Genomic DNA, 1,663 nt, shown 5'->3' with positions numbered 1-1,663 from the left:
CGGCAATAGGTTGTCTTGACGCTCTATTTTTCGTAAAAAAGGAGCGCTTTATCCTGCTGCGGCAGATGCTGCGAGAGATACAGGTAGCGCACATAAAATTTTAAAAGAAGGAAAAGCAGTTTGTATAATTATGCAAAAATCAAATTAGACGGCATATCGCCAGGAATAGCGATGATCAGACATTTTGCCGCAACCCTCATCGTTATTCTTGCAGCTGGGTGCAGCTCGCTTCCTTCTGAGAAGGGCTTGATATCCAATCCATTCATCCGTATCCCTGGGCCAGTTCTGCCGGAGAATGTTTCCTATGAGGAAGGTTTGTCGGAGTTTGAGAGCTTAGCAGCAACGCTATTGCTTCTTGATGCCGATCAGGAATTGAGTGCGGAAGCCATTCAGAAGGGCGAAAAAAATAGGCCGCGCTGTGTTGCCCTCACATCAGTTCCTGGCAACGCATCACCAACCGACTGGGGCAAGGACGTACGTTTTCCGTCCTTCGACCTGATAAGACATCTAAATAGAGGTCCAGGTAATAATTTCATTTCAGTCGCCACTTGCTTTCCGCTTCATGGCGCGTATTGGCACATTCCTAATGGCCAGCACGCGCACTACGTTTGGGTTGAAGAGGTACGATGCAAGGAACGGGAAGACAATCGACCCGGCGTGTATTGCTTGGATGTCGGCTGGTACAGCGAGTTCTTGATGGCCGAAGGATATTCCGTCCGTGCCGAACGTCAGGGTAACCGTTTCCGCCTTACAAAGTTAGCGGGTTGGTTGAGCTAAACTGTGCTGATGGCATTCAGAACTGTATCAGAGCCATAGAATGATCGCTACGATGGCGATCATGGCGAGGTAGTTGGCGGCGCGCTTTTCGTATCGGGTGGCAATCCGGCGGAACTGTTTCAATCGATTGATCAGCCGCTCGACGCGATTGCGTTCGCGATAAGCGTCACGGTCGAAGTCCGGGTCAGGCCGCTCATTGCTTCGGGTCGGGATCACCGGCTGGATGCCGCGCCGCCGCAGAGTGGAGCGGATGACGCCGCTGCTGTAGGCCTTGTCGGCGGCCAGCCGGTCCGGCTTGAGACGCGGGCGCCCGCGGCCCAGCCGCTTGATCCAGCCGGTTCCCATCAGCGTGGCCATGGCCTTGCTGTCGTGCACTTCACCGCCGGTCAGGGTGAAGCTCACCGGCTTGCCGAGACCCTCGGCGCGGATGTGGATCTTGGTCGAGAAACCGCCGCGCGAGCGTCCGAGGGCCTCGCCATCGATCCCCTTTTTTCGCCGCTGGCCTTGCGGGCACCAGCCGCGTGTTGATGAGCACGAACAACGGTGCTGTCCACGAAATGCAGGCTCCAATCCACCCGGCCCTGACGGTCGGCGCGGGCCTGCAACGCTTCCAGGATGCCTTGCCATATCCCCGCACGGCGCCAGCGGTAAAACCGGCTCGCCACCGTGCCAAAGGAGCCATACCGGTCCGGCAAATCCCGCCAGGGCGCCCCGCTGCGGGCGATCCACAGCATGCCGTTGATCATGCGCCGATGAGAGTGGTTCGGGCGGCCTGTGCGCGGCTTCTCGGGAGGAAGCAGCGGCTCCAGACGCTTCCATTGTGCGTCGGTCAGTTCATAGCGTCCCATACAGCACAAATAGGGAACGCTTCTTCAACCCGCTACCC

At 57.2% G+C, this 1,663-nt stretch carries 1 protein-coding gene and 1 pseudogene; one reads left to right on the top strand and one right to left on the bottom strand.

Annotated features, from left to right (window positions below; genetic code table 11):
• Positions 1 to 171 precede the first annotated feature (171 nt).
• Complete coding sequence (locus tag FHW79_RS32240) at positions 172 to 777, top strand: hypothetical protein (protein ID WP_183182682.1); 606 nt, start codon at positions 172 to 174, stop codon at positions 775 to 777.
• 27 nt (positions 778 to 804) lie between these two features.
• On the opposite strand, the pseudogene FHW79_RS32235 reads toward FHW79_RS32240, so the two are convergent.
• Positions 805 to 1,625, bottom strand: a pseudogene (locus FHW79_RS32235) (IS5 family transposase).
• Between the last annotated feature and the right edge of the window lie 38 nt (positions 1,626 to 1,663).

The sequence above is a fragment of the Azospirillum sp. OGB3 genome (genome assembly GCF_014192915.1).
Taxonomy (GTDB): Bacteria; Pseudomonadota; Alphaproteobacteria; order Azospirillales; family Azospirillaceae; genus Azospirillum.
This window is presented reverse-complemented; position numbering and strand designations above follow the sequence as displayed.